The 6,599-nt window shown below is 67.4% G+C and carries 8 protein-coding genes; 6 read left to right on the top strand and 2 right to left on the bottom strand.

The window, feature by feature from the left end; translation table 11 throughout:
• Positions 1-75 precede the first annotated feature (75 nt).
• The 6 genes from fabD (at position 76) to mltG (ending at position 5,077) form a co-directional block, all read left to right on the top strand.
• Positions 76-1,035 (top strand): ACP S-malonyltransferase, encoded by a 960-nt coding sequence (gene fabD, locus sphsw_RS12005; RefSeq protein WP_031440823.1) that lies wholly within the window; start codon positions 76-78, stop codon positions 1,033-1,035.
• 27 nt (positions 1,036-1,062) lie between these two features.
• Positions 1,063-1,491, top strand: coding sequence for a GxxExxY protein (locus tag sphsw_RS12000; protein ID WP_031440822.1), 429 nt, complete (start codon positions 1,063-1,065; stop codon positions 1,489-1,491).
• 1 nt (position 1,492) lies between these two features.
• Positions 1,493-2,230: a 3-oxoacyl-[acyl-carrier-protein] reductase gene (fabG, locus tag sphsw_RS11995; protein WP_031440821.1), complete on the top strand. Its 738-nt coding sequence runs from the start codon at positions 1,493-1,495 to the stop codon at positions 2,228-2,230.
• Positions 2,231-2,391: 161 nt separating this feature from the next.
• Positions 2,392-2,628, top strand: a complete 237-nt coding sequence (locus sphsw_RS11990; RefSeq protein WP_031393971.1) for an acyl carrier protein — start codon at positions 2,392-2,394, stop codon at positions 2,626-2,628.
• Positions 2,629-2,749: 121 nt separating this feature from the next.
• On the top strand, positions 2,750-4,012 hold the full coding sequence (gene fabF, locus sphsw_RS11985) for a beta-ketoacyl-ACP synthase II (RefSeq protein WP_031440820.1): 1,263 nt from the start codon (positions 2,750-2,752) through the stop codon (positions 4,010-4,012).
• Between the two features lie 96 nt (positions 4,013-4,108).
• Positions 4,109-5,077 (top strand): endolytic transglycosylase MltG, encoded by a 969-nt coding sequence (gene mltG / locus sphsw_RS11980; RefSeq protein WP_031440819.1) that lies wholly within the window; start codon positions 4,109-4,111, stop codon positions 5,075-5,077.
• Positions 5,078-5,121: 44 nt separating this feature from the next.
• Here mltG and eda read toward each other — a convergent pair whose 3' ends face one another.
• Both eda and sphsw_RS11970 read right to left on the bottom strand, forming a co-directional pair.
• Positions 5,122-5,730: a bifunctional 4-hydroxy-2-oxoglutarate aldolase/2-dehydro-3-deoxy-phosphogluconate aldolase gene (gene eda / locus sphsw_RS11975; RefSeq protein WP_031440818.1), complete on the bottom strand. Its 609-nt coding sequence runs from the start codon at positions 5,728-5,730 to the stop codon at positions 5,122-5,124.
• Positions 5,727-6,599 (bottom strand): glucokinase (locus sphsw_RS11970; RefSeq protein WP_042467158.1); only part of this gene is annotated, 873 nt, incomplete at its 5' end. The genes eda and sphsw_RS11970, both read right to left, overlap by 4 nt.

Genomic DNA, 6,599 nt, shown 5'->3' with positions numbered 1-6,599 from the left:
CGGGTTCGTTCAGGTTCGCGCGGTTGCAACTCGGGCCACACCTTTCTAGTCCGCCCGCTTCAAAGAGGAGAGGTCATGCGCGCGTTCATCTTCCCCGGCCAGGGGAGCCAGTCTGTCGGCATGGGCAAGGCGCTCGCCGACGCCAGCGCCACCGCGCGCGAGGTCTTCGCCGAAGTCGACGAGGCGCTCGGCCAGAATCTGTTCCGGCTGATGAGCGAGGGGCCCGCCGACGACCTCCTCCTCACCGAGAATGCGCAGCCCGCGATCATGGCGAACGCGATCGCCACGCTGCGCGTCGCCGAGAAGGAGGGCGGTCTGCGCCTCGCCGACAAGGCCGACTATGTCGCCGGGCACAGCCTCGGCGAATATACCGCGCTCTGCGCCGCGGGTGCGCTCGACCTCTCGACCACCGCGCGGCTGCTGAAGCTGCGCGGCCGGGCGATGCAGGCGGCAGTGCCGGTGGGCGAGGGCGCGATGGCCGCACTGCTCGGCACCGACCTCGAAAAGGCGCAGCTGATCGCCGGCGCCGCGGTCGATTCGATCCTCGCCGAGGGCGGGGCCGAGCTGATCTGCACCGTCGCCAACGACAATGACCCGTCGCAGGTCGTGATCTCGGGCCACCGCCTCGCGATCGAGAAGGCGATCGGCCTCGCCAAGGATCTCGGCGCCAAGCGCGCGGTCCTGCTCCCCGTCTCCGCGCCGTTCCACTGCCCGCTGATGCAGCCCGCCGCCGAAGCGATGGAGGCCGCGCTCCTCGACGCCGACCTCCGCGCGCCGCTGGTGCCGGTGTTCGCCAATGTCGACGCGGTCGCCGTCGCCAACCCCGGCGCGATCCGCCACCTGCTCGTCCAGCAGGTCACCGGCATGGTCCGCTGGCGCGAATCGGTGCTCGCAATGCACGCAGCGGGCGTCGGCCACTTCGTCGAATTCGGCGGCAAGGTCCTAGCCCCCATGGTAAAACGCACCGCCCCCGACGCCGAAACCACCAGCGTCATCACGATGGACGACATCGAGGATTTCGTGAAGAAGATGTAATTCACGCAAAGGCGCAAAGGCGCGAAGATGATGGATATCGAGGCTGCCGCTTCTGACGTCATTAACGTGTCTCTGCGCCTTCACCGCGAACTGGGCCCAGGCTTGCTCGAGAGCGTCTACGAAACTGTTCTGGCGTCCAAGCTCACCACTCTGGGCTATCAGGTCGAGCGGCAGCGACCTGTTTCGATCGAGTTCGAAGGCCTGCACTTCGATGCGGCATTTCGGATCGACCTCATCATCGGCAATCGACTGCTCGTCGAAATCAAATCCGTCGAGCGGCTGAACGCCGCTCACGCAAAGCAATTGCTGACCTATTTGCGACTTACCAGGCAGCCACTTGGGCTGCTGATCAACTTCGGAGGCGAAACGCTGAAGGAGGGGCTCCGTCGGATCGTCAACGGCTACACCCCCTTCGCGCCATCGCGCCTTCGCGTGAACCAAATTATTGGAGACTAGAATGTTCGACCTCACAGGCATGACCGCCCTCGTCACCGGCGCATCGGGCGGGATCGGGTCCGAGATCGCCCGAGCCCTAGCCGCACAGGGCGCGCGCCTCGCCATATCCGGCTCCAACGCCGCCAAGCTCGACGCCTTCCTCGCCACCCTCGGCGGCGATCACGTCGCGCTCCCCTGCGACCTGTCCGACCCCGCCGCGGTCGACGCGCTTGTCCCCCAGGCGGTGGAGAAGCTCGGCAAGATCGACATCCTCGTCAACAATGCCGGCGTCACCCGCGACAATCTCGCGATGCGGATGAAGGACGACGAGTGGGACAGCGTCATCCGCGTCAATCTCGAGGCCGCGTTCCGCCTGATGCGCGCCGCCGCCAAGCCGATGATGAAGGCGCGCTTCGGCCGGATGATCTCGGTCACCTCGATCGTCGGCGTCACCGGCAATCCCGGCCAAGCCAATTACGCCGCGTCGAAGGCGGGGCTGATCGGCATGTCGAAATCGATGGCGCAGGAGCTCGCCAGCCGCGGCATCACCGTCAACTGCGTCGCCCCCGGCTTCATCACCTCGCCGATGACCGACGCGCTCCCCGACGCGCAGAAGACCGCGCTCACGACCAAGATTCCGGCCGGCCGGCTGGGCGAGGGCGCGGACATCGGCGCCGCGATCGTCTATCTCGCCAGCCGCGAGGCGGGCTATGTCACCGGGCAGACGCTGCACGTGAACGGCGGGATGGCGATGATCTGACGTCACGGATCCGCGGCATGAGCCGGGCTAACGCCCGGTTTTCGCCCGCAATCGCGCAAAGCGACCCGGCAAGGCGATGAACTGACCCTTGCCACGAAACGGACCCCGTTCTACGGGCGTTCAGGAACTGGTAAAAACCCCCAAAGATAGAGGGAACGAACATGAGCGAGACCGCAGACCGCGTGAAGAAGATCGTCGTCGAGCATCTCGGCGTCGAAGCCGACAAGGTGACCGAAGATGCGAGCTTCATCGACGATCTGGGTGCCGACAGCCTCGACATCGTCGAGCTGGTCATGGCGTTCGAAGAAGAATTCGGCGTCGAGATCCCTGACGACGCGGCTGAGAAGATCGCGACCGTCAAGGACGCGATCACCTATATCGACGAGCACAAGGCCTGATCAGGGCTTGAGGTCCGATCCGTCGGGCTTGCCCTGGTGGCTATGATCTGAGCGGCTCCCCGTCCTTGGGCTAAGAGGGCGGGGAGCCGTTTCGTTTTGGAAGCATGTGGAGTTTGAGGTCATGCGGCGTGTCGTCGTAACCGGGCTAGGCCTGGTCACCCCCCTGGGGGCCGATGTTGAAACGGCTTGGGCGAACATTCTCGCCGGCAAGTCGGGGGCGGGCCCGATCACCCGGTTCGATGCGTCGGACCAGGTCTGTCGCATCGCCTGCGAGGTGAAGCCCGCAGACCATGAATATGGCTTCGATCCCGCCAAGCGCGTCGACCACAAGGTCCAGCGCCAGGTCGATCCCTTCATCATCTATGGCATCGACGCCGCGGGCCAGGCGCTCGAAGACGCCGGCCTGACCGAGATGACGGTCGAGGAAAGCTGGCGCGCGGGCGTGTCGATCGGCTCGGGCATCGGCGGCCTGCCGGGCATCGAGAGCGAATCGATCGTCCTCCACACCAAGGGGCCGCGCCGCGTCTCGCCGCACTTCGTCCATGGCCGTCTGATCAACCTGATCTCGGGTCAGGTCTCGATCAAATATGGTCTGCGCGGACCCAACCATGCGGTCGTCACCGCCTGCTCGACCGGCGCGCATGCGATCGGCGACGCCGCGCGGATGATCGCGATGGACGATGCCGACGTGATGCTCGCGGGCGGCGCGGAGGGCACCGTCTGCCCGCTCGGCATCGCCGGCTTCGCCCAGGCGCGCGCACTGTCGACCAACTTCAACGATTCGCCCGAAAAGGCCTCGCGTCCCTATGACAAGGACCGCGACGGCTTCGTGATGGGCGAGGGCGCGGGCGTGCTCGTGCTCGAGGAATATGAACACGCCAAGGCGCGTGGCGCGAAGATCTATGCCGAGGTGATCGGCTATGGCCTGTCGGGCGACGCCTATCACGTCACCGCGCCGCATCCCGAGGGCGACGGCGCGTTCCGCTCGATGCAGATGGCGATCAAGAAGTCGGGCCTCAAGCTGGAGGACATCGACTACATCAACGCGCACGGCACCTCGACGCCGATGGGCGACGAGCTCGAACTCGGCGCAGTCCGCCGGCTATTCGGCGATGCGATCTCGGGCCTGTCGATGTCGTCGACCAAGTCCGCGATCGGGCATCTGCTCGGCGGCGCCGGCGCGGTCGAGAGCATCTTCTGCATCCTCGCACTGCGCGACCAGATCGTGCCGCCGACGCTCAACCTCGACAATCCGAGCGACAGCTGCATCGGCGTCGACCTGGTGCCGCACGTCGCCAAGAAGCGCGAAGTCCGCGCGGTGCTGAACAACTCGTTCGGCTTCGGCGGCACCAACGCCTCGCTGGTGATGACGCTGGTCAAGTAACCTGTTCCCCGGCGAAGGCCGGGGTCCAGTTGGGTGAATGGTGCTTTTATCGGAGGGCCTGCCCAACTGGGCCCCGGCCTCCGCCGGGGAACTTTAATGCGCAAGGTCGGCTGTTTCGGAGTGATCCTCGCCCTCGTGGCGATCGTCGCGCTGTTCCTCGTCGTCCAGGGCTGGGGCGGCGCCGGCCCGGCCGCGCGCACGCTCACCGTCCAGGTGCCGCAGGGGTCGAGCCTCGCCGCCGCCGCGACCGAACTCGAAAAGGCCGGCGCGATCCGCTCCGCCAGCCGCTTCCGGCTCTACGCGCGCATCTTCGGCTCGGGCGATCCGATCAAGGCGGGCGAATACCGCATCCCCGCCCAGGCCAGCCCGTCCGACATCCTGAAACTGATGCAGGGCGGCAAGGTCGTCCAGCGGCTCGTCGCGGTCCCCGAAGGCTATCCTTCGGTCCTCGTCCACGACGCGCTGATGAAGGCCGACGGCCTGACCGGTACCGTGCCCGTCCCCGCCGAGGGCTCGATCCTGCCCGACAGCTATGCGTTCGAACGCGGCGACACGCGCGCCACGGTCGTCGCGCAGATGCAGTCGGCGATGACCGCCTATCTCGCCAAGGCCTGGGCGGCGCGCAAGCCGGGCATCGCGGTGGCGACCCCCGAACAGGCGATCATCCTCGCCTCGATCGTCGAGAAGGAAACCGGCAAGCCGTCCGAGCGTCGTATGGTCGCCGCGGTTTACGGCAACCGCCTGCGCGTCGGCATGCCGCTCCAGGCGGATCCGACCGTCATCTACCCGATCACCAAGGGGCGCCCGCTCGGCCGCCGCATCCTGCGCTCCGAACTGCAGGCGAAAAACGGCTACAACACCTATGCCAGCCCCGGCCTGCCGCTCGGCCCGATCGCCAATCCCGGCCGCGCCTCGATCGACGCGGTGCTCGACCCGGCGCAGACCCAGGCGCTGTATTTCGTCGCGGACGGCACCGGCGGCCATGTCTTCGCCGACACGCTCGACCAGCACAACGCCAATGTCCGCAAATGGTACGCAATCCGCAAGGCCCGCGGCGAGATGTAGCGCGATCGTCACCCCGGCTTCAGCCGGGGTGACGATCTGCACGCTTACCCCCGCAACGCGTTGGCCGCGCGTGCCTTCATCTCGATCTCGGCCATCGTGCCGCCGGTCACCCAGCTCCCGCCGACGCACAGCACCGGCTTGAACGCCAGCCACTCGGGCGCGGACGCCTCGGTGATCCCGCCGGTCGGGCAGAACCGCGCCTGATAGAACGGCGCCGCCAGCGCCTTCAGCGCCTTCAGCCCACCGCTAGCCTCCGCCGGGAAGAACTTGAAATGCGTGAGGCCGAGGTCGAGCCCGGTCATGATGTCCGCCGCATTGGCGATGCCGGGCAGGAACGGCACGCCGCTCTCGATGATCGGCGTCGCGAGCCGCTCGGTCAGGCCGGGCGAGACGATGAACTCCGCGCCCGCGTCCATCACTTCGGCAAACTGGCGGGTGTTGACGACGGTGCCCGCACCGACGATCGCGCCCTCGACCTTCTTCATCTCGGCGATCGCCTCGAGCGCGGCGCCGGTGCGCAGCGTCACCTCGAGCACGCGCAGGCCGCCCGCGACCAGTGCCTCGGCGAGCGGACGGGCGAGTGCCGCGTCCTCGATCACCAGCACCGGGATGACGGCGCTGGTTTGCATGATGTCTGCGATAGTTGCGGTCATTGCGTGTGTTCCTGTGCGAAGGCCGCCGCGGCGCCGAACAGGCCGGGCTGGGGATGGGTGATCAGCTTGACGGGCATCGCCGCCATCATCGTCTGGAACCGGCCCTTGGCGACGAAGCGCTGGTCGAAGCCCGAGCGAACCAGACGGTCCTTGATCCGGAAGCCGAGCCCGCCCGCGATCACCACCGCCTTGGCGCCCTGCGCGAGCGCGAGATCGCCCGCCACCGCGCCAAGCGCGAGGCAGAAACGGTCGAGCGCTGCGAGCGCGATCGAATCGGTGCCGTCGATCGCCTCGGTCCAGATCGTTCGGTCGTCGCGGCTGGGCACCGAACGCCCCTCCATCTCGGCCAGCGTCTCGTAGATCGCGACGATCCCCGGCCCGGCGACGACGCGCTCGGCGGAAACGCGCGTGAAGGTCTTGCGCAGCCGCTTGAGCAGCGCGTCCTCGATCCCGTCGAGCGGCGCGAAGTCCATGTGGCCGCCCTCGGTCTCGAGCACCTGGTACCGGTCGCGGTGCCGCAGCAGCTGTGCGACGCCAAGCCCCGTGCCCGGCCCGCAGATCGTCGTGATCCCCTCGGACGGCAGCGGCGTGTCGGGGCCGCACAGATGGATGAAGTCGCTGTCGGGAACCTGTGCGACGGCATGGCCGACCGCGCCGAAATCATTGACGACGACCCACTGGTCCGCGTTCAGCCGCTCGGTGATCAGCGACTTGCGGATGATCCACGGATTGTTGGTCAGCCGGATCACGTCGTTGGCGACCGGCGACGCGACGGCGATGCCCAGCGCGCGGGGCAGGGGCCGTCCCAGCCCCGCCTCGAACGCCTGATAGGCGGTCTGCAGCGACGCATGGTCCGCGGTCTTCATCGT

The organism is Sphingomonas sp. FUKUSWIS1, from assembly GCF_000733135.1.
Classification (GTDB): Bacteria; Pseudomonadota; Alphaproteobacteria; order Sphingomonadales; family Sphingomonadaceae; genus Sphingomonas; species Sphingomonas aerolata.
Note: the sequence above shows the minus strand (reverse complement) of the source record. Positions and strands in the feature narration are given on the sequence as shown.